Consider the following 19,890-nt stretch of genomic DNA (forward strand, 5'->3'; position numbering starts at 1 on the left):
GTAGATGTCGCAATCCACACCGAACCCAGAAGGCCCTCACCTGTTCAAGCACCCAGCACGCGTGTCACCAACGTCCCGGGACAGCACACCTAGGGGCAGTGGCGATCATGCCACTGCCCCTGAGTGTGTCACGTGAGGTAATTGAGCGTCAGGCGGCAGCGCCTCCGCCGCCCTGAGTGTTGCCCGTCGCCAGATCGTCCACGCCCACAACCGCACCCGTTGACTTCTTCGCCTGCCTCAACCGGCGCTCCAGCCAGCTGGCGAACGAGGTGAGGGCGAAGTTGAGCGCGATGAAGATGACGGCGACAACGGTGAAGCTGGCGAGGACGTTCGCGCCGTAGTAGCCGCTCATCGTATTCGCCGAGGCGAGCAGTTCGGAGTAGGTCAGAACGGCGCCGCCCAGGGCCGTGTCCTTCACGATGACGACGAGCTGGCTGACGATGGCAGGCAGCATCGCAGTGACGGCCTGCGGCAGCAGGATGAGCCGCATCACCTGACTCTTGCGCAGGCCGATTGCCATGGCCGCTTCGGACTGTCCCTTGGGCAGGGACAGGATGCCCGCTCGGACGATCTCGGCGAGGACCGAGGCGTTGTACAGCACCAGACCCGTGACGACCGCGTACAGCGGGCGGTCGTCGGACGAGACGTTGGTGTACTCGGCGAACAGGGCGAGCCCGAAGATCATCAGGATCAGAACGGGGATGGCCCGGAAGAACTCGACCACCACACCGGCCGGCACGCGGATCCAGGCATGGTCCGACAGCCGTGCGATGCCGAAGACCGCACCCAGGGGCATGGCGATGATCACGGCGAGGGCTGCGGCTTTGAGCGTGTTCTGCAGCCCCGGCCAGATGTATGTCGTCCAAGGCTCGGAGCTGGTGAAGAAGGACTCCCACAGCACCCACTCCAGCTGCCCCTTTTCCTTTAGCGTGCTGTAGACCCACCACAGGACAGCCGCGAAGGCCGCAAGGAATACCACGGTGAGCACGACGTTGCGCCGCTTGGCGCGTGGGCCCTGCGCGTCGTAGAGAACGGAACTCATCGCTTCACCGCCACCTTCTTGCCCACCCAGCCGAGGATCAGACCGGTCGGCAGCGTCAGGCATACGAACCCGAAGGCGAAGATCGCCGAGATGAGCAGCAGTTGCGCCTCGTTCTCGATCATCTCCTTCATCAGCAACGCCGCTTCCGCCACACCGATCGCCGCAGCCACCGTGGTGTTCTTCGTCAGCGCGATCAGGACGTTCGTCAGCGGGCCCACCGCCGAGCGGAACGCCTGAGGGAGGACAACCAGCCGCAACACCTGCGAGAAGCTCAAGCCGATGGCACGGGCGGCTTCGGCCTGTCCGACGGGGACCGTGTTGATGCCGGACCGCAGCGCCTCACACACAAAGGCGGACGTGTAGACGATCAGACCGAGCACGGCGAGCCGGAAGTTGGCCGTCTCCGACCGATCGGCCCCGAGACTGACACCGAGGGTCTGGTAGAGCCCCAGCGAGGCGAACAAGATGATCACGGTCAGCGGGATGTTCCGCACGATGTTCACATAGGCGGTCCCGAAACCGCGCATCAGCGGCACGGGGCCGACGCGCATGGCAGCCAGCAGGGTGCCCCAGATCAGGGAGCCGACGGCCGAGAGCAGGGCGAGCTGCACCGTCGTCCAGAAGGCTCCCAGGATGTCGTAGTCACTAAGAAAGTCGAACACGATCTCCCGCGCTTCCGCGTATAGGGATGCCCCGGTGCGCCGCCCCGGAAGGCGGCGCACCCGTCAGGCTTTGCCTCAGCCGATGCGTCAGCTCTTGATGTCGCCGATCTTCGGCGCGGGCTCGTTCTTGTAGTTCGCCGGGCCGAGGTTCTCGTCCACGGCCTTCTGCCAGGCACCGTCGGCGACCATGGCCTCGAGAGCCTTGTTGATGTCGGCCTTGAGGTCGCTGCCCTTCTTGACGCCGATGCCGTAGTTCTCGTTCGTCATCTTGAAGCCGCCGAGCTTGAACTTGCCCTTGAACTGGGACTGGGCGGCGTAACCGGCGAGGATCGAGTCGTCGGTGGTCAGCGCGTCGATCGCCTCGTTCTGCAGACCGCTCAGGCAGGCCGAGTAGGTCGGGTACTGCTGGAGGTCGGCCTTGGGAGCCAGCTTCTCCTTGACGTTCTGTGCCGACGTCGAGCCGGTCACCGAACACAGCTTCTTGTTGTTGAGGTCCGCCGGCGACTTGATCGAGTTGTCGTCCGCCCGAACCAGAACATCCTGGTGCGCCAGCAGGTAAGGACCGGCGAAGTCGACCTTCTCCTGGCGCTCGGGGGTGATCGAGTAGGTCGCCGCGATGAAGTCGACGTCACCACGCTGGAGCATGGTCTCGCGGTCGGCGCTCTTCGCTTCCTTCCACTCGATCTGGTCCTCGTTGTAACCGAGCTTCTTCGCGACGTACGTGGCGACGTCGACGTCGAAGCCGGCGTAACCCTGGGGCGTCTTCTGGCCGAGGCCGGGCTGGTCGAACTTGATGCCGACCGTGATCGTCTTGCCGCCGCCGTCGGAGCCGGAGTCGCCGCCCGAGCTGTTGTCGCCGCCGCACGCGGTGGCGGTGAGGGCGAGAGCGAAGACGGTGGCCGAGGCGGCGGTGACCTTGCGGAGCTTCATGATGAACATCCTTTGGCTGGTGAAGAGATGCGGGCCCTCAAGGGGTGGGCGAAACAGGGGGCGCGTGGAGGCGCGCGACCCGCGCCGTCAGTGGTGCAGGATCTTCGACAGGAAGTCCTTGGCACGGTCGCTGCGCGGATTGCTGAAGAACTGGTCGGGCGCAGCCTCCTCGACGATTCGGCCGTCTGCCATGAACACCACGCGGTTTGCGGCCGATCGTGCGAAACCCATCTCGTGGGTGACGACGATCATGGTCATGCCGTCGCGGGCGAGCTGCTGCATGACCTCCAGCACCTCGTTGATCATCTCGGGGTCGAGCGCGGAGGTGGGCTCGTCGAAGAGCATCACCTTCGGCTCCATGGCCAGGGCACGCGCGATGGCGACGCGCTGCTGCTGACCGCCGGAGAGCTGAGCCGGGTACTTCTCGGCCTGCGCGCCCACGCCGACTCGGTCGAGCAGCGCCCGGGCCCGGTCCTCGGCCGCCTTCTTGTCCTTCTTGCGGACCTTGATCTGGCCGAGCATCACGTTCTCGAGCACGGTCTTGTGCGCGAAGAGGTTGAAGGACTGGAAGACCATGCCGACGTCGGCCCGCAGCCGGGCGAGTTCCTTGCCCTCGGCGGGCAGCGGCTTGCCGTCGATCGTGATCGAGCCGGAGTCGATCGTCTCCAGGCGGTTGATGGTGCGGCACAGGGTGGACTTGCCGGACCCGGAGGGTCCGATGACCACGACGACTTCCCCGCGGGCGATCGTCAGGTCGATGTCCTGGAGTACGTGCAACGCGCCGAAGTGCTTGTTGACGCTCTTCAGGACGACCAGATCGCCGGTCGCGGCCACATCTTCCTTGGCCACCGATACTTCGGTCATCGCTCTCAGGCTCCGTCCTCCTCGGTTTCGGAGGACAGTAGTTACCCTCTACGACCTGCGTCATTACATCTGAGGGGAATCTGAGCATCACGATCCGATAGCAATCGGACACGTGTCGTAGCACTTGTGAGCAGCGCTGATATCGGCCGGATAACGGAAGGGCTCCGCAACCGGAACTCTCTTGACGCCGTCCTCATCCATCAGCGTGACTGCCCAAGGTGCACGCGCGCGTGTGCACGCGTCTTGTACACATCTAGATCGTACGGCCACTGAACTGAAGGGGGACCGGATGAGACTGCTGCTCGTCGAGGACGACAACCACGTCGCCGCCGCCCTGTCGGCGGTTCTGGCACGGCACGGGTTCGACGTCACGCACGCGCGCAGCGGTGAGGAGGCCCTTCAGGCACTCGTCCCCGAGGGCGACTGCTTCGGCGTCGTCCTCCTCGACCTCGGTCTGCCCGACCAGGACGGATACGAGGTCTGCGGCAAGATCCGCAAACGCACCAGCACCCCGGTGATCATGGTCACCGCCCGCTCCGACGTGCGCTCCCGCATCCACGGCCTCAACCTCGGTGCCGACGACTACGTGGTGAAGCCCTACGACACCGGGGAGCTGCTCGCCCGGATCCACGCGGTCAGCCGGCGCACCTCCCACGAGGACACCTCCAGCGGCATCGAGACCGCGCTGCGGCTCGGACCGGTGCACATCGAGCTGCCCACCCGCAGGGTGAGTGTGGACGGGGCGGTGATCAGCCTGACCCGCAAGGAGTTCGACCTGCTGGCCCTGCTCGCGCAGCGGCCCGGCGTGGTCTTCCGTAGGGAGCAGATCATCAGCGAGGTGTGGCAGACCAGCTGGGAGGGCACCGGGCGCACCCTGGAGGTGCACGTCGCGTCGCTGCGCGCCAAGCTGCGGATGCCGGCCCTCATCGAGACCGTCCGCGGGGTCGGATACCGGCTCGTCGCGCCTGCCGGGTAGCGGGGCCGGGTGCGCACTCGTCTGCTCCCTCTGCTCATCGTCCTGATGGCGGCCGTGCTGCTCGCGCTCGGCGTGCCGCTGGCCGTGAGTCTCGCCGGCGCACAGCAGCAGAAGGTCGTCGTCGACCGGATCGACGACACGGCCCGCTTCGCCGCCCTCGCCCAGTTCGTCACCGACTCGCCCGACGGCACCACCGGCGCCTTCGAGAACGAACGCCTTGCCACGCTCAGCAGCGAGCTCCGCAGCTACTACGAGGTCTACGGCATCCGGTCCGGTGTCTTCTACCGCACCGGCCGGGCCATGGCCCACGCACCCGCCGAGTGGTCGCTGCCCGAGGAGGGCGAGGTGCGTGACGCCTTCGACGAGGCGAAGCTCAGCCGTCGCAGCCACGACCCGAAGCAGGTGTGGCCGTGGCAGCGCCGCAACCTCGTGGTCGCCTCTCCGGTCATCCGGGACGGTGACGTCGTCGCGGTCGTCGTCACCGACTCGCCCACCGGGCAGCTGCGCTCCCGCACGCTGCACGGCTGGCTGGTCATCGGCGCGGGCGAGTTCGCCGCGATGCTGCTGGCCGTCGGCGCCGCCCTGCGACTGACCGGCTGGGTGCTGAAGCCCGTGCGCGTCCTCGACGCCACCACCCACGACATCGCCACCGGGCGGCTCAAGTCCCGGGTCGCGGCCGCCGGCGGACCGCCGGAGCTCCAGCGCCTCGCCCGGTCGTTCAACGAGATGGCGGACAACGTCGAGGACGTGCTGGAGCAGCAGCGCGCCTTCGTCGCCGACGCCTCGCACCAGCTGCGCAACCCCCTCGCCGCGCTGCTGCTGCGCATCGAGCTGCTCTCCTTCGAACTGCCCGAGGGCAACAAGGAGATCGCCTCGGTCCAGGCCGAGGGCAAGCGCCTCGCACAGGTCCTGGACGACCTGCTCGACCTGGCGCTGGCCGAGCACACCGAGGCGGATCTGAAGGTCACCGACATCGGGGAGCTCGCCGCCGAACGCCTCGCCGCCTGGGCGCCGACCGCCGAGGCCAAGGGAGTGCGGCTGGTGGGGGACTGCCCGCCCACGACCGCGTGGGCCGACCCGGTCGCGCTGTCCAGCGCGCTGGACGCCGTCATCGACAACGCGGTGAAGTTCACGCCCGGGGGGCAGGCCGTGGGGGTGACCGTCGCCTCCAACGGCGACACCTCCACGGTCGTCGTGACCGATCAGGGCCCGGGCCTGACCGAGGAGGAGCTGGCCCGCGTCGGCGACCGCTTCTGGCGCAGCGGCCGGCACCAGAACGTCAAGGGCTCGGGTCTCGGGCTGTCCATCTCGCGGGCGCTGCTCGCGGCGGGCGGCGGTTCGATCGCGTACGACCGTCATGAGCCGCACGGACTGAAGGTGACGGTGTCCGTGCCGCGATCGGCGCCCACGGCCTGACGGACGGCGACCCCGGCGGGCCCGGTAGCGGCTCGGGCGCTACGGCTTGACCGACTGGTAGTACCGCTGAGCGCCGACGTGCAGTTTCAGCGGGTCGGTGTAGATCGCCGTGCGGACGTCCACCAGCTGCGCGGAGTGGACGGTCGCGCCGATGAGGTCCCGGCTGTCGAGCACCGTACGGGTCAGCCACTCGGTGAGCCGCGGATCCATGTCGCTGCGCGTGATCAGCAGGTTGGACACCGCGAGCGTCGGTACCGCCTTGCCGCGCTGAATGGTGGGGTAGGCCGACTCCGGCATCTTCGTCGCCCGGTAGTAGCGGGTGGCGCCGCCCTGATCGTGCAGTCTGGCCACGAGCGTGGCGTCGATCGGCACGAAACGGAAGGCCGACGCCGACTTCTTGGCGGGCCGGCTGAGCCCGTCGGTGGGCAGGCCGCCCGACCAGAAGAACGCGTCCAGGCCGTGACCCAGCCGCTTGGGTCCGGTGTCGATGCCGTCCGACGACGGCTTGATGTCCTTCTCCGGGTCGATGCCGGCCGCCTTGAGCACGCCGTTCGCTATCAGCCGCACCCCGGAGTCGGGCAGCCCTATGGCCACGCGCTTGCCCCGCAGGTCCGCGACGGAGCGGATGTCCGAGTCCGGCGGCACGACGAGCTGGACGTAGTCGTCGTACAGGCGCGCCACACCGCGCAGCCGGTCGGCTCCCGGGGCCTTGCCCAGTTTGTACGTGGCGACCGCGTCGGCCGCGGCGATCGCGAAGTCCGCGTCGCCCGTCGCCACGTCCGCGACGTTCTCCTGCGAACCGGCGCTCGGCTGCAACCGCACCTTCAGGCCGGGCATGTCCTTGTCGATCTCGTCGCTCAGGAGCCGGCCGTACTCGTGGTAGACGCCCGCGCGGGTGCCCGTGCTGAACGTGATCGTCCCGCTCGGCGGTTCCTCGGCCCAGGGGCGCAGCCACCACATCAGCAGCCCGAGGACCACGAGGGAGGCGGCGCCGCCCTGCAGGGCCCGGCGCCTGCCGACGGGGGTGAGCGTTCTGGACATGCGGGCGATCCTGCCAGCCGGGGGGCACCCTGACCAGGGCAGGGGTCACAAGTCGGCGGTGGGGGAGTGTCAGCGGGCGGTACTACAGTCGCCCCCATGAGTTCTTCGCCCGCTGACCTGGTCCTTGAATTCCACCGCGCCTTCGGCCTGGACGTCCGCAGCACCCCGACGGAGGTCTCCGCGGAACTGGCGGCCCATCGCGGCGAACTTCTCGCGGAGGAGGCGGCCGAGGTCGCCGAGGTGTCGGTGCGAGGTCCGCTCGACCGGCTCGCCCACGAGTTGGCGGACGTGGTGTACGTCGCTTACGGGACGGCTCTCGTGCACGGGATCGATCTCGACGCGGTGCTCGCCGAGATCCACCGCTCCAACATGACCAAGCTCGGCCCCGACGGCTCGGTCTCCCGCCGGGAGGACGGCAAGGTCCTCAAGGGCGAGCACTACGAGGCGCCGGACGTGCCGGGGGTGCTGCGCAAACAGGGCTGGGTGCCGGGCGGAAACGCCTGACCGGGGCCGCGACGGGCCCCGGCCACCGGCGGCGGAGCCGGCCCCGGCACACCCCCTCAGTCGGCGACCGGCGCCTCCGTCTCCGCTGCCCGGGGTGCGGGCTGCGCGGGACGGGGTGCGCGGCGGCGGGACCACCACGTCGCCACCGGCTCGGTGTAGCGCGCGGTGAGCGGGCCCAGGACGACCAGGATCAGCACGTACGCGGTGGCCAGCGGGCCGAGGGACGGTTCCACGCCCGCCGCGACCGCGAGACCCGCGATGACGATCGAGAACTCGCCGCGGGCCACCAGCGCGCCGCCCGCCCGCCAGCGGCCCTTGACGGAGATCCCGGCCCGCCGGGCCGCCCAGTACCCGGTGGCGATCTTCGTCAGCGCGGTGACGACGGCCAGGCCGAGCGCGGGCAGCAGGACGGGCGGGATGCTCGACGGGTCGGTGTGCAGCCCGAAGAAGACGAAGAACACCGCCGCGAACAGGTCACGCAGGGGGCTCAGCAGGGTGTGCGCGCCCTCCGCGACCTCCCCCGACAGCGCGATGCCCACCAGGAAGGCCCCGACCGCCGCCGACACCTGGAGCTGCTGGGCGACACCCGCGACCAGGATCGTCAGGCCCAGCACGACCAGCAGCAGCTTCTCGGGGTCGTCGCTGGAGACGAAGCGCGAGATGAGCCTGCCGTAGCGCAGGGCGAGGAACAGCACCAGCCCGGCGGCGCCCAGCGCGACCGTCAGGGTCACACTGCCGGCCAGCAGCCCGACGCCGGCCACCAGCGCCGTGACGATGGGCAGGTACACCGCCATCGCCAGATCCTCCAGCACCAGCACACTGAGGATCACCGGCGTCTCCCGGTTGCCGACCCGGCCCAGATCGCCCAGCACCTTCGCGATCACACCGGACGACGAGATCCAGGTGACACCGGCCAGTACGACGGCGGCCACCGGGCCCCAGCCGAGCAGCAGCGCCACGGCGGCGCCGGGGAGCGCGTTGAGGGCGCAGTCGACCAGACCGGACGGGTAGTGGGTCTTGAGGTTGGAGACCAGGTCGCTCGCCGTGTACTCCAGGCCCAGCATCAGCAGCAGCAGGATGACGCCGATCTCGGCGCCCGTGGCGATGAACTCCTCGCTCGCGCCGAGCGGCAGCAGACCGCCCTCACCGAAGGCGAGACCGGCCAGGAGGTACAGGGGTATCGGCGAGAGCCGGAACCGGGCGGCGAACCGGCCCAGCAGGCCGAGGCCGAGAATGATGGAACCGAACTCGATGAGCAGAACAGCGGAGTGCAAAAGCTCACTCCCGCCCGAGTATGGTCGCGGCCGCGTCCACGCCCTCGCGGGTGCCGACGACGATCAGCGTGTCACCGCCCGACAGACGGAAGTCCGGCGCGGGCGACGGGATGGCGTCGGCCCGCCGCAGCACGGCCACCACGGACGCACCCGTCTCCGTCCGCATCCGCATGTCGCCGAGCACCCGCCCGTTCCAGCGGGAGGCCGCGGGCACCTCGATCCGCTCGGCGACCAGCCCGAGATCCGTGGTGTACAGCAGGCTCGGGCTGTGGTGGGACGGCTTCAGCGCGTCGATCAGCGAGCCCGCCTCCGTGCTGGTCAGCTTCAACGAGTGGGCGCAGGAGTCGGGATCGTCGGACCGGTACAGGTTCACCGTCCGCGTGCCGTCGCGGTGCGCCACCACCGACAGATGGCGGTGTTCACGGGTCTCCAGGTCGTACTGGACCCCGATGCCCGGCAGCGGCGTCGCCCTCAGGCGCGGAGCTGGCACGTTGCTTCCCCTTGTTCGTCTCGTCCGTCGTGCTCGTGCGGTTCGCACTGTTTGGTCTGTTTGTCCCGCTTTGCCCGTTCGGTGGCGGACGGGTCAACTCCGCATGCTCCCATCCGGCCGTACGGTGACGACATGGGTGTCGTGACGGATATACGCAGCGGCCGGTCGCGGGAGAGAGTGGCCGGGGCAGTGGACTGCGCGAAGGCGGGAAGGAGCGGATCGGCGAGCGTGTCGTTGTTCTGGCGGATCTTCTCGCTCAACGCCGCCGGCCTGGTCGTGGCCACGGCGCTGCTGCTCGGCCCGGTCACCGTGTCCACCCCCGTACTCGTGGGCGAGGCCCTCGTCCTGCTCGGCGGCCTGGTGCTGCTGCTCGCCGGCAACGCCCTGGTGCTGCGGTTCGGCCTGGTTCCCCTGCAGCGTCTGGACCGGGCCATGGCCACTGCGGACCTGCTGCGTCCGGGCTCCCGGCCCGTGGTCTCGGGCCCGGCGGAGACGGCCGGACTGATCACGACGTACAACACGATGCTCGACCGGCTGGAGGCCGAGCGGGCCGCGGGCACGGCCCGGGCACTGTCCGCGCAGGAGAGCGAACGGCACCGGATCGCGAGGGAGCTCCACGACGAGGTCGGACAGACCCTGACCGCCGTCCTGCTCCAGCTCAAGCGCGTCGCCGACCGGGCGCCCGAGGAACTTCGCGAGGAGGTGGGGCAGGCGCAGGAGGCGACCCGGGCCGGACTGGACGAGATCCGGCGCATCGCACGCCGCCTGCGGCCCGGCGTGCTGGAGGAGCTCGGGCTGGCCAGCGCCCTGCGTTCGCTCGCCGGGGAGTTCACGACCCACGGGCTGACCGTGCGCCATCACGTCACCGGCGAGCTTCCCGCCCTGACACCGGAGGCCGAGCTCGTCGTCTACCGGGTCGCCCAGGAGGGCCTGACCAACACCGCCCGGCACGCCGCCGCCGACCGTGCCGAACTCCGCCTCCAGCCTGCCCCCGACGGTGTAGAGCTCCTCGTACGCGACAACGGCGCGGGCCTCGGCGACGCCCCCGAGGGCGCCGGCATCACGGGTATGCGCGAACGCGCCCTGCTGATCGGTGCCACCCTGACTCTGGAGCCGGCGCCGGGCGGGGGCACCGACGTACGACTGCGCGTCCCGGTGACCGAAGGGCCCCGCTGATGTCCACACCGATCCGTGTGCTGCTCGCCGACGACCACACGCTCGTGCGCCGGGGCGTGCGCCTCATCCTGGACGGGGAGCCCGACCTCACCGTGGTGGCGGAGGCCGGAGACGGTGCCGAGGCCGTGGCCAAGGCCCGGGAAACCTCCGTGGACCTGGCCGTCCTGGACGTGGCCATGCCCCGCATGACCGGCCTCCAGGCGGCCCGGGAACTCTCCCGCCGGCTGCCCGGCCTGCACATCCTGATCCTCACGATGTACGACAACGAGGAGTACTTCTTCGAGGCGCTCAGGGCGGGGGCCAGCGGCTACGTCCTCAAGTCGGTCGCCGACCGCGATCTGGTCGAGGCCTGCCGGGCCGCCGTACGCGACGAGCCGTTCATCTACCCGGGAGCCGAACGCGCCCTCGTCCGCTCCTACCTGGAGCGGCTGCACCGGGGCGACGGCCTCCCGGAACGGGCCATCACCGAGCGCGAGGAGGAGATCCTCAAGCTGGTCGCAGAGGGCCACACCTCGAAGGAGATCGGGGAGCTCCTGTTCATCAGTGCCAAGACCGTCGAGCGTCACCGCGCCAACCTGTTGCAGAAGCTCGGCATGCGCGACCGCCTGGAGCTGACCCGGTACGCGATCAGGGCCGGACTCATCGAGCCCTGAGGCCGAGGCGGGGACCGGCCCAGCCCCCGGAGCCCGTGTACTCACCGGCGCCTGGCACAGCGGCGCCGACCGAACCGTCCGCTGCGTCGCCGTCGTACGGCTGCGGGGCCAGGGCGGCCGCGGCACCTCGTGGACTCCGCCGTCCGGGAAGCACCTACCCTTGAACCATGACCAGCAGCAGCGACCGGAGCCCGGCAGTGGACGTTCGATCATCTAAGACCTATGAGATCCGGACTTACGGATGCCAGATGAACGTCCACGACTCCGAGCGATTGTCCGGACTGCTGGAGGACGCGGGCTACGTCCGCGCACCCCAGGGGTCCGACGAGGCGGACGTCGTCGTCTTCAACACCTGCGCGGTGCGTGAGAACGCCGACAACAAGCTGTACGGCAACCTCGGCCACCTCGCCCCGAAGAAGGCGAGCCGCCCCGGCATGCAGATCGCGGTCGGCGGCTGCCTCGCGCAGAAGGACCGGGACACCATCGTGAAGCGGGCGCCCTGGGTGGACGTCGTCTTCGGCACGCACAACATCGGCAAGCTGCCCGTCCTGCTGGAACGCGCGCGCGTGCAGGAGGAGGCGCAGGTCGAGATCGCCGAGTCGCTGGAGGCGTTCCCCTCGACGCTGCCCACCCGCCGCGAGAGCGCCTACGCGGCCTGGGTCTCCATCTCCGTCGGCTGCAACAACACCTGCACCTTCTGCATCGTCCCGGCGCTGCGCGGCAAGGAGAAGGACCGCCGCCCCGGAGACATCCTCGCCGAGATCGAGGCCCTGGTCGCCGAGGGCGTCTCCGAGATCACGCTGCTCGGGCAGAACGTGAACGCCTACGGCTCCGACATCGGTGACCGCGAGGCATTCAGCAAGCTGCTGCGCGCCTGCGGGAAGATCGACGGCCTGGAGCGGGTCCGCTTCACCTCTCCGCACCCGCGCGACTTCACCGACGACGTCATCGCCGCCATGGCCGAGACGCCGAACGTGATGCCGCAGCTGCACATGCCGCTCCAGTCCGGCTCCGACCCGGTCCTGAAGGCGATGCGCCGCTCCTACCGCCAGGAGCGCTTCCTCGGGATCATCGAGAAGGTCCGCGCGGCCATCCCGCACGCCGCGATCAGCACGGACATCATCGTGGGCTTCCCCGGCGAGACCGAGGAGGACTTCGAGCAGACCCTGCACGTGGTGCGCGAGGCCCGTTTCGCCCAGGCCTTCACGTTCCAGTACTCCAAGCGCCCCGGCACCCCGGCCGCCGAGATGGACGGCCAGATCCCCAAGAAGGTCGTCCAGGAGCGCTACGAGCGGCTCGTCGCCCTCCAGGAGGAGATCTCCTGGGAGGAGAACAAGAAGCAGGTCGGCCGCACGCTGGAGCTGATGGTCGCCGAGGGCGAGGGCCGCAAGGACGACACCACCCACCGCCTGTCCGGCCGCGCCCCCGACAGCCGTCTCGTGCACTTCACCAAGCCGGACCAGGAGGTCCGCCCCGGCGACGTCGTCACGGTCGAGGTCACCTACGCCGCCCCGCACCACCTCCTCGCCGAGGGGCCCGTGCTGGACGTGCGCCGCACGCGTGCGGGCGACGCCTGGGAGAAGCGGAACGCGGCCGAGAAGGCCAAGCCCGTGGGCGTGATGCTCGGCCTGCCGAAGGTCGGTGCCCCGGAGCCCCTGCCGGCCGTGGCGAGCGGGTGCGGCTGCGACTGAGTGTGGCGCTGTGACTGTACGGCCCCCCGCCGCTTTTCGGCCGTGACCGTGCCGGTTCGCCGCTCCGTGCGGCTGTGACCGTACGGACCCCTGCCGCCCCGTGCGGTGGCGTCGGCCGCTGAGCGTTACCCTGCCGATCATGCTTGTCGCCGCCGCTGTCTGCCCCTGTCCGCCCCTGCTGGTCCCCGACGTCGCCGTGGGTGCCGCGCCGGAACTGGACGCCGCGCGGGCCGCCTGCACGGACGCGCTGGGCGTGCTCGCCGCCGCCCGGCCGGGACGGCTCGTGGTCGTCGGCCCCGAGGGCGGTGCCGGGTCCCAGACGTACCCGGAGGGCACGGCGGGGTCCTTCCGGGGCTTCGGCGTCGACCTCGACGTGCGGCTGGGAGCGGCCGGGGACGCGGACACGGAACAGCGGCTCCCGTACTCGCTCGCCGTGGCCGCCTGGCTGCTGGAGCGGACCGGCTGGTCCGACGCCCCGGTCGAGGGACTCGGGGTGGGGGAGTCCTCCCCGCCAGAGCGGTGCGCGCGGTCCGGCAGGGACATCGCCGCCCGGGACGAGCGGGTGGCCCTGCTGGTGATGGGGGACGCCAGCGCGTGCCGGACGCTCAAGGCGCCGGGCTACCTGGACGAACGTGCCGCGCCTTTCGACGCGGAGGTCGCGCGGGCGCTCGGTGCTGCCGACCTGGCCGCACTGACCGCCCTGGACACCGGTCTGGCCCACGAACTGAAGGTGTCCGGCCGGGCGCCCTGGCAGGTCCTGGCGGGTGCGGCCGGGGGCGCGAACCTCGGCGGCTCGCTGCTGTACGAGGACGCGCCGTACGGAGTGGGCTACGTCGTCGCCGCCTGGTCGTAGCGCGGGGCGCGGGGTGTGCGCAGGGTTGAGCCCGGGTCGCAGTGCGCGGGGACGGCGGACGGCCGGGAGCCCTCGTGCTCGCGCGGGGAATGGCGGACGGCCGGAAGCCCTCGTGCTCGCGCGGGGAATGGCGGACGGCCGGGGGCCCTCGTGCTCGCGCGGAAAGCGGCGGACGGCCGGGAGCCCTCGTGCTCCGCGGCCGTCCACCGATGCGCCCTTCCATGCCCTTCAACGTGCGGGTGTGCACGGGATCCTCGGCACCGACGCGACCTCAGGAGGTGGGTGGTGGCGCCTCGGGAGGCGGCGTGCCGCCCGCGTCCGTCGGAGGAGCCGTCTCCGGTGGGGGAGTCCCGTCCCGTGGTGGTGCCGTCCGGCCGGTGCCGGGAGGCGTCGTCGTGCCGCCCTGGCCGGGTGTGGTCGTGCCGTCCGGACCGGTCGGGGTCGTGCCGTCCGGGACCGGTGCGTGGTCGCCATGGTGCGTGAGCCGGCCCATGGCACCCTTGGCCCGGCCTGTGCCCGACTGGATCCTGTCGCTGTACTTGCCCTTGGTCGTCTTGTCGACGGCGTGCGCGGCCCTGTCGAGACCGTGGTGGATCTTGCCCTCATGCCGCTGTGCGAGGTCGGAGACCTTGTCCTTGGCCGGGCCCAGCTTGGCTTTCACGTTGTCCATGAGACCCATGGCTCACCTTCCCTCACGCGGGGCGGTCACGTACGGGCGCCCTCGCCGACCTCGTTGTCGGCCGCCATCTCGGTGGACTGCTGCTTGGGGATGTCGACGCCCTCGGACTCGGTGACCTCGTCGGCGGCCCCTGCGGCCGGCTCCGCCGCTTCCGCGGCTCCTTCGGTGCCCTTCGCCTCCGCCGCCTCGGCCGTCCGGGCCTCGGCGGTCTCCGTCGCCGTCTCGGTCCCGGCCTTCGCGGTGTCGGCCTGAGTCTCGGCCGCAGGCGTCTCCGCCGTGGCCTTCGACCGCCGGAGAAGTCGTGCAAAAACGCCCATATCCACTCCATACGTTACTCGTGCGGGCGAAATCCCGCGTTGCCCGGTGCGTCAATTTGCGCGGCCCGGGTCGCCGCCTCTGCGGTCCGGCGGCAGGAACCTCGCAACGGGCAACGACCCCGCGTCCGTCGCGTCACGTAACTCGTTCGAGACCAGGTGGCGAGGTTTGCGAGACTGGGGCGGTGAGCAGCGCACCCCCCGCCCCCCGCGTCATCGCCGTCGTCGGACCGACCGCGGCCGGAAAGTCCGATCTGGGCGTATTCCTGGCCCAGCGACTCGGCGGCGAGGTCGTCAATGCCGACTCCATGCAGCTCTACCGAGGGATGGACATCGGCACCGCCAAGCTGACGCCCGAAGAACGCGACGGAGTCCCCCACCACCTGCTGGACATCTGGGACGTGACCGTCACGGCGTCCGTCGCCGAGTACCAGCGTCTGGCCCGCGAGCGGATCGACGCGCTGCTCGCCGAGGGCCGCTGGCCGATCCTGGTCGGCGGCTCCGGTCTGTACGTGCGCGGGGCCGTCGACAACCTGGAGTTCCCCGGGACCGACCCCGGGGTCCGCGCCCGCCTGGAGGAGGAGCTCGCGCTGCACGGCTCCGGCGCCCTGCACACCCGCCTGGCCGCCGCCGACCCCGAGGCGGCACGCGCGATCCTGCCCAGCAACGGCCGCCGGATCGTCCGCGCGCTGGAGGTGATCGAGATCACCGGCCGGCCGTTCACGGCCAACCTCCCCGGCCACGACTCGGTGTACGACACCCTCCAGATCGGCGTCGACGTGGCCCGCCCCGAACTCGACGAGCGCATCGCGCGCCGGGTCGACCGGATGTGGGACGACGGTCTCGTGGACGAGGTGCGCGCACTTGAGGCGCACGGGTTGCGCGAAGGGCGTACGGCCTCGCGCGCGCTCGGCTACCAGCAGGTGCTCGCGGCGCTCTCCGGGGAGTGCACGCTCGATGAGGCGCGGGCCGAGACCGTGCGGGCCACCAAGCGCTTCGCGCGCCGCCAGGACTCGTGGTTCAGGCGCGATCCGCGGGTGCACTGGTTGAGTGGGGCCGCGGCCGACCTCACGGAACTTCCGCAGCTCGCACTGTCCTTGGTCGAACGACCGGTTACAGCCTGATCACGTCATGGCATCGGGACGCCCAGGCCGTCATCCGGCCCTTCGGCGGCGTGCCATCATCGAGCTTCGATCGACCGAGTTGAGTCCTAGTTGGGAGGGCGCGTGGCGATGGAGGCCGGCCCTCGCGACACCGCACGAAGCACCGATCACATCACCGCCGAGCGGGATGAGCCGGGGCTCGCGGACGCGCCGGAGCAGGAGACGGACCACCTCAGCTCCGACGGGCCCGACGAGACGCAGGGCGTGACGGACGACGGTCCCGAGCCCGGCGAGATGTTCGCCGACGAGGTCGAGGTCGAGCTGCGCCCGCAGCGCCGGCTCCGCATCTGGCAGCTGGCTCCCATCGTGGCCCTCGCGGCACTCGGCTCCCTGATGTTCGCGTTCCCGCTCGCCTTCGACTTCGGCGACAGCGGGGCCGTCATCGCCATGCTGGGCCTGCTGATCTGCTCCTGCGCGGCAGGCTGGGGCATGATGGCCGCCCGCCGCGTCGGCTACACCTGGCCGGGCCTGCCGGCCCGCGGCTCCGGCCGCAGACCCGACTGGCGGGTCGTGCTCGCGTACGCCCTGGTCGTGGCCGTCGTGGTGGTCCTCGCCGTGTGGCGTGTGGCGCGACTGCGCTGATCTCCGTACGGCCGCGGGGCGATGTCGGGGGCACCCCTTACGATCGAGGCATGAGCACGCGGATCGCCTTCCTCAAGGGTCACGGCACCGAGAACGACTTCGTGATCGTCCCGGACCCGGAGAACACCGTCGACCTGCCTCCTTCCGCCGTCGCCGCCCTGTGCGACCGGCGCGCGGGCATCGGTGGTGACGGGCTTCTGCACGTGGTGCGGTCCGCCGCGCACCCCGAGGCGAGGGACATGGCCGCCGAGGCGGAGTGGTTCATGGACTACCGCAACAGCGACGGCTCGATCGCGGAGATGTGCGGCAACGGGGTGCGGGTGTTCGCGCGCTACCTCCAGCGCGCCGGTCACGTGACCGAGGGGGACCTCGCGGTCGCCACGCGCGGGGGCGTGAAGACGGTGCACATCGCCAAGGACGGTGACGTGACCGTCGGCATGGGCCGGGCGGTGCTCCCCGAGGGCGACGTCACGGTGCGCGTCGGCGAGCGCAGCTGGCCCGCCCGCAACGTGAACATGGGCAACCCGCACGCGGTCGCCTTCGTGGACGATCTGGCGCACGCCGGGGACCTGCTCTCCCCGCCGCCCTTCAGTCCGGCGGCCGCCTACCCGGACGGTGTGAACGTCGAGTTCGTGGTCGACCGTGGCCCCGGGCACGTCGCGCTGCGCGTGCACGAGCGCGGCTCCGGCGAGACCCGTTCGTGCGGCACGGGCGCGTGCGCGGTCGCCGTGGCCGCCGCCCGCCGCGACGGCGCCGACCCGACGGCCACCGGCACCCCCGCCACCTACACCGTGGACGTCCCCGGCGGCACTCTGGTGATCACCGAGCGGCCCGACGGCGAGATCGAGATGACCGGCCCGGCCGTGATCGTGGCCGAAGGCGAGATCGACGCGGACTGGCTGGAAACGGCGACCTCCGCGTGAGCCGGCGCCGGGTGTCCTGAAACACCCGCGCACCCTCGGCCGCAGACCCGAAACGGCCGTTGTAATTCGGCCACTTGGCGGAATCCGCATCACCGGCCTCGCTCTGCACAGGGGTGCAAACCTCACATTCATCCCTCGAATGGGTGATCAGTTTCACGCTGGGCGAGAGGCGGCCGATCCGGCGTGGTGGGCTCGGTAGCATCAAGCACCGGCCCGGACGGGGGACCGAAGCCGCCCCCTGAGTCGTGTCCGCTCTGGGGCACCCCGTCCGCCGGTTGACGCAGCCGGAGGTGCCCATGAGTGCGGAGGCCACGAATTCCGTGACCCCAGGCCAGATGCCGGGCGCGGTGTCAGCAGCGGTGACGCCGACAGCCCCCCGCAGAAAGGCCCGCCCCCGGATCGACCTGCGCCGCCTCGGCCGCGCGGCCCTGCTCGGCCCCGCCGCCCGGGGCCGGCTGCCCGACGCCATCAGTCACGTCGTCGACGCCCACCGCGCCCACCACCCCGACGCGGACCTCGAACCCCTGCGTCACGCCTATGTCCTGGCCGAGTCCTCGCACCGCGGCCAGATGCGCAAGAGCGGCGAGCCGTACATCACGCACCCGCTGGCCGTGACCCTGATCCTCGCCGAACTCGGCGCCGAGACCACGACGTTGACCGCGTCCCTGCTGCACGACACCGTCGAGGACACGGATGTGACGCTGGATCAGGTCCGTGATCAGTTCGGCGAGGAGGTCCGCTACCTCGTCGACGGCGTCACCAAGCTGGAGAAGGTCGACTACGGCGCCGCCGCCGAGCCCGAGACCTTCCGCAAGATGCTCGTCGCCACCGGCAACGACGTGCGGGTCATGTCGATCAAGCTCGCCGACCGGCTGCACAACATGCGCACCCTCGGCGTCATGCGCCCCGAGAAGCAGGAGCGCATCGCCAAAGTGACACGTGACGTGCTCATCCCGCTCGCCGAACGGCTCGGCGTCCAAGCGCTCAAGACCGAACTGGAAGACCTCGTCTTCGCGATCCTGCACCCCGAGGAGTACGCGCACACCAGGGAGCTCATCGTCCGCAACGCCGCCCGCGCGGACGACCCGCTCGCCGAGGTCGCCGACGAGGTGCGCGGTGTGCTGCGCGAGGCGGACATCCCGGCGGAAGTCCTCATCCGCCCCCGCCACTTCGTCTCGGTGCACCGCGTCTCCCGCAAACGCGGCCGGCTCCGCGGCTCCGACTTCGGCCGTGTCCTGGTCCTGGTGAACGAGGACGCCGACTGCTATGCCGTCCTGGGCGAACTGCACACCTGTATGAAACCGGTGGTCTCGGAGTTCAAGGACTTCATCGCCGTACCGAAGTTCAACCTGTACCAGTCACTGCACACGGCCGTGGCGCGTCAGGACGGCCAGGTCGTCGAGGTCCTCATCCGCACCCACCAGATGCACAAGGTCGCGGAGGCCGGCGTCGTCGCCCTCGGCAACCCGTACGCACCGGCGCCCGACGACCCGGCCGACGGCGAGCGCGCCGACCCCACCCGCCCCGGCTGGCTCTCCCGGCTCCTCGACTGGCAGGAGGCGGCACCCGATCCCGACCATTTCTGGTCGACCCTGCGCGAGGACCTCGCCCAGGACCGTGAGATCACCGTCTTCCGCCCCGACGGCGGCACCCTCGGCCTGCCCGAGGGGGCGACCTGCGTGGACGCGGCCTACGCGCAGTACGGCGAGGACGCGCACGCCTGCATCGGCGCCCGGGTGAACGGCCGCCTGGCGACGCTGAGCACCGTCCTGAAGGACGGCGACACCGTCCAGCTCCTCATGGGCCAGGACGCGGCGTCGGAGCCGTCCCGGGAGTGGCTGGAGCACGCGCACACGCCCGCCGCCCGGATCGCCATCCAGCGGTGGCTGGCAGCCCATCCGGCACAGGCGGAGTCCCAGCGGAGCGAGGCGCGGATCACGGAGAACCGGACAGGCGTCCGGCCCACGGACGGTGCGACGGGGGTTCGGCCCACCGTGGGCCGGACAGGGGCCCGGCCCACGGGCGCACCCGAGCCGGACGCCGCGCCCGAACAGCCCGCCGACCGCTCCGCCACCGGCACCGTCCTCACCGACCTGCCCGGCGCGTCCGTCCGACTCGCCCGCTGCTGCACTCCCGTACCGCCCGACAAGATCACCGGCTTCGCCGTACGCGGGGGAGCGGTCACCGTGCACCGCGTGGAGTGCGCCGCGGTGGCGCGCATGAAGGCCGGGGGGCGTGCGGAGGTCGGCGTGCACTGGGGGGAGGCCGCCGAGTGCCGGGTCACGCTGGTCGCGGAATCGTTCGTCCGCCCCCATCTGCTGGCCGACCTCACCGAGGTCATGGCGTCGGAGGGTGCCGAGATCGTCTCGGCGACCGTCGAGCCGCCGACCCAGCAGCAGGTCCGGCACACCTACACCGTGCAGCTCCCCGACGCCGCCCAGCTGCCCGGCCTGATGCGCGCGATGCGCGACGTGGCCGGGGTGTACGACGTCAGCAGGTCACAGGCGCAGCCGCAGGGCAGCTGACACGGCACGGCCGTCGCAGGATCCGCCACCTGAGCGCTGAGCCGGCCCGGACCTGCCGGGCGGCGGGACCGCACACGGCGCGGGCGCCGTCTGCCGACCGCACCTTCCGGGCGGTCCGCAGCCGGTCGACAC

20 protein-coding genes are annotated in these 19,890 nt (G+C 70.8%); 11 read left to right on the forward strand and 9 right to left on the reverse strand.

What is annotated here, in order from left to right; all coding sequences use genetic code 11:
* Window positions 1-148: 148 nt before the first annotated feature.
* From ACIQU3_RS30995 to ACIQU3_RS31010, 4 genes are all read right to left on the reverse strand, one after another.
* Window positions 149-1,042 carry an amino acid ABC transporter permease gene (locus tag ACIQU3_RS30995; protein ID WP_403928887.1) on the reverse strand — a complete coding sequence of 298 codons (894 nt, stop codon included), beginning with the start codon at window positions 1,040-1,042 and terminating at the stop codon, window positions 149-151.
* Window positions 1,039-1,704, reverse strand: a complete 666-nt coding sequence (locus tag ACIQU3_RS31000; protein WP_403928890.1) for an amino acid ABC transporter permease — start codon at window positions 1,702-1,704, stop codon at window positions 1,039-1,041. The genes ACIQU3_RS30995 and ACIQU3_RS31000 overlap by 4 nt, the downstream gene beginning before the upstream one ends.
* Window positions 1,705-1,791: 87 nt before the next feature.
* Window positions 1,792-2,634 carry a glutamate ABC transporter substrate-binding protein gene (locus ACIQU3_RS31005; protein ID WP_403928893.1) on the reverse strand — a complete coding sequence of 281 codons (843 nt, stop codon included), beginning with the start codon at window positions 2,632-2,634 and terminating at the stop codon, window positions 1,792-1,794.
* An 87-nt stretch (window positions 2,635-2,721) separates the two neighbouring features.
* The gene (locus ACIQU3_RS31010) at window positions 2,722-3,498 is read right to left on the reverse strand and encodes an amino acid ABC transporter ATP-binding protein (protein WP_403738778.1); all 777 of its coding nucleotides are present in this window, start codon (window positions 3,496-3,498) and stop codon (window positions 2,722-2,724) included.
* Window positions 3,499-3,787: 289 nt separating this feature from the next.
* Here ACIQU3_RS31010 and ACIQU3_RS31015 point away from each other — a divergent pair, with 289 nt between their 5' ends.
* Both ACIQU3_RS31015 and ACIQU3_RS31020 read left to right on the forward strand, forming a co-directional pair.
* Window positions 3,788-4,474, forward strand: coding sequence for a response regulator transcription factor (locus ACIQU3_RS31015; RefSeq protein WP_403738781.1), 687 nt, complete (start codon window positions 3,788-3,790; stop codon window positions 4,472-4,474).
* Window positions 4,475-4,483: 9 nt separating this feature from the next.
* A complete protein-coding gene (locus ACIQU3_RS31020) occupies window positions 4,484-5,890 on the forward strand; it encodes an ATP-binding protein (RefSeq protein WP_403738786.1) in 1,407 nt (468 codons plus the stop codon).
* Between the two features lie 39 nt (window positions 5,891-5,929).
* Here the strand turns inward: ACIQU3_RS31020 and ACIQU3_RS31025 are convergent, their stop codons facing one another.
* Window positions 5,930-6,931: a TAXI family TRAP transporter solute-binding subunit gene (locus ACIQU3_RS31025; protein WP_403928895.1), complete on the reverse strand. Its 1,002-nt coding sequence runs from the start codon at window positions 6,929-6,931 to the stop codon at window positions 5,930-5,932.
* A 96-nt stretch (window positions 6,932-7,027) separates the two neighbouring features.
* Here ACIQU3_RS31025 and ACIQU3_RS31030 point away from each other — a divergent pair, with 96 nt between their 5' ends.
* Window positions 7,028-7,435, forward strand: coding sequence for a MazG nucleotide pyrophosphohydrolase domain-containing protein (locus tag ACIQU3_RS31030; protein WP_403738793.1), 408 nt, complete (start codon window positions 7,028-7,030; stop codon window positions 7,433-7,435).
* A 56-nt stretch (window positions 7,436-7,491) separates the two neighbouring features.
* Here ACIQU3_RS31030 and ACIQU3_RS31035 read toward each other — a convergent pair whose 3' ends face one another.
* Window positions 7,492-8,709: a cation:proton antiporter gene (locus ACIQU3_RS31035; RefSeq protein WP_403928898.1), complete on the reverse strand. Its 1,218-nt coding sequence runs from the start codon at window positions 8,707-8,709 to the stop codon at window positions 7,492-7,494.
* A 4-nt stretch (window positions 8,710-8,713) separates the two neighbouring features.
* Entirely contained in the window at window positions 8,714-9,199 is a 486-nt protein-coding gene (locus ACIQU3_RS31040) for a cation:proton antiporter regulatory subunit (RefSeq protein WP_403928900.1), read from the reverse strand.
* Window positions 9,200-9,427: 228 nt separating this feature from the next.
* Between ACIQU3_RS31040 and ACIQU3_RS31045 the strand changes: the two genes are divergently transcribed.
* The 4 genes from ACIQU3_RS31045 to ACIQU3_RS31060 all read left to right on the forward strand — a co-directional run bounded on the left by ACIQU3_RS31045 (window position 9,428) and on the right by ACIQU3_RS31060 (window position 13,572).
* The gene (locus ACIQU3_RS31045; protein WP_403928903.1) at window positions 9,428-10,375 is read left to right on the forward strand and encodes a sensor histidine kinase; all 948 of its coding nucleotides are present in this window, start codon (window positions 9,428-9,430) and stop codon (window positions 10,373-10,375) included.
* Complete coding sequence (locus tag ACIQU3_RS31050; protein WP_403738810.1) at window positions 10,375-11,028, forward strand: response regulator; 654 nt, start codon at window positions 10,375-10,377, stop codon at window positions 11,026-11,028. The genes ACIQU3_RS31045 and ACIQU3_RS31050 overlap by 1 nt, the downstream gene beginning before the upstream one ends.
* 167 nt (window positions 11,029-11,195) lie before the next feature.
* Window positions 11,196-12,719 (forward strand): tRNA (N6-isopentenyl adenosine(37)-C2)-methylthiotransferase MiaB, encoded by a 1,524-nt coding sequence (gene miaB, locus ACIQU3_RS31055; RefSeq protein ID WP_403928906.1) that lies wholly within the window; start codon window positions 11,196-11,198, stop codon window positions 12,717-12,719.
* A gap of 139 nt (window positions 12,720-12,858) precedes the next feature.
* On the forward strand, window positions 12,859-13,572 hold the full coding sequence (locus ACIQU3_RS31060; RefSeq protein WP_403928908.1) for a class III extradiol dioxygenase subunit B-like domain-containing protein: 714 nt from the start codon (window positions 12,859-12,861) through the stop codon (window positions 13,570-13,572).
* A 271-nt stretch (window positions 13,573-13,843) separates the two neighbouring features.
* Here ACIQU3_RS31060 and ACIQU3_RS31065 read toward each other — a convergent pair whose 3' ends face one another.
* Together ACIQU3_RS31065 and ACIQU3_RS31070 are read right to left on the reverse strand one after the other, a co-directional pair.
* On the reverse strand, window positions 13,844-14,251 hold the full coding sequence (locus tag ACIQU3_RS31065; RefSeq protein ID WP_403928910.1) for an antitoxin: 408 nt from the start codon (window positions 14,249-14,251) through the stop codon (window positions 13,844-13,846).
* Between the two features lie 26 nt (window positions 14,252-14,277).
* Window positions 14,278-14,568 carry a hypothetical protein gene (locus tag ACIQU3_RS31070; RefSeq protein WP_403928912.1) on the reverse strand — a complete coding sequence of 97 codons (291 nt, stop codon included), beginning with the start codon at window positions 14,566-14,568 and terminating at the stop codon, window positions 14,278-14,280.
* Window positions 14,569-14,750: 182 nt separating this feature from the next.
* On the opposite strand from ACIQU3_RS31070, the gene miaA reads away from it, so the two are divergent.
* The 4 genes from miaA (at window position 14,751) to ACIQU3_RS31090 (ending at window position 19,758) form a co-directional block, all read left to right on the forward strand.
* Window positions 14,751-15,689 (forward strand): tRNA (adenosine(37)-N6)-dimethylallyltransferase MiaA, encoded by a 939-nt coding sequence (gene miaA / locus ACIQU3_RS31075; RefSeq protein ID WP_403928915.1) that lies wholly within the window; start codon window positions 14,751-14,753, stop codon window positions 15,687-15,689.
* Between the two features lie 108 nt (window positions 15,690-15,797).
* The gene (locus ACIQU3_RS31080; protein WP_403739225.1) at window positions 15,798-16,310 is read left to right on the forward strand and encodes a hypothetical protein; all 513 of its coding nucleotides are present in this window, start codon (window positions 15,798-15,800) and stop codon (window positions 16,308-16,310) included.
* Window positions 16,311-16,360: 50 nt separating this feature from the next.
* Entirely contained in the window at window positions 16,361-17,233 is an 873-nt protein-coding gene (gene dapF, locus ACIQU3_RS31085; RefSeq protein WP_403738832.1) for a diaminopimelate epimerase, read from the forward strand.
* A 296-nt stretch (window positions 17,234-17,529) separates the two neighbouring features.
* The gene (locus ACIQU3_RS31090) at window positions 17,530-19,758 is read left to right on the forward strand and encodes a RelA/SpoT family protein (protein ID WP_403738835.1); all 2,229 of its coding nucleotides are present in this window, start codon (window positions 17,530-17,532) and stop codon (window positions 19,756-19,758) included.
* The last annotated feature ends 132 nt before the right edge of the window (window positions 19,759-19,890 follow it).

Source organism: Streptomyces sp. NPDC101110, assembly GCF_044759525.1.
Classification (GTDB): Bacteria; Actinomycetota; Actinomycetes; order Streptomycetales; family Streptomycetaceae; genus Streptomyces.